1 pseudogene is annotated in these 432 nt (G+C 65.0%); it reads right to left on the bottom strand.

From position 1 onward, the window contains the following. Positions 1–432: pseudogene (locus AB6A65_RS16645) on the bottom strand (hypothetical protein); the annotation flags it as partial.

The raw sequence follows: 432 nt of genomic DNA, 5'->3' as shown, positions 1-432 counted from the left end.
GCCCATCGACTCGATCTCGGCCTTCTCCGCCTCGGAGAGGTGCTTTTCGGCCATCTTCTCGAGCCAGTCGCGCGGGATTTCGGCCTGCTCCAGCATCTCGCCCACGCTCAGATGTTCGAGCCCGGAGAACGCCTCGGCGAAGGCGCGGTCGAACTTGTCGAGGTTGCGCTCGTCCTTCACCATCGCCGCGCGGGCGAGGTAATAGAAGCCGTCCACGTCGTANTGCTCCAGCATCTCGCCCACGCTCAGATGTTCGAGCCCGGAGAACGCCTCGGCGAAGGCGCGGTCGAACTTGTCGAGGTTGCGCTCGTCCTTCACCATCGCCGCGCGGGCGAGGTAATAGAAGCCGTCCACGTCGTAGGTGACGAGATCTGCGCGCATCGCCTCGAGAAAGGCGAGATACTCCCGGAGCGAGACCGGCACCCCCGTCCG

The organism is Rhodosalinus sp. FB01 (assembly GCF_041365715.1).
In the GTDB taxonomy this organism is placed as follows: domain Bacteria; phylum Pseudomonadota; class Alphaproteobacteria; order Rhodobacterales; family Rhodobacteraceae; genus Rhodosalinus.
Note: the sequence above shows the minus strand (reverse complement) of the source record. Positions and strands in the feature narration are given on the sequence as shown.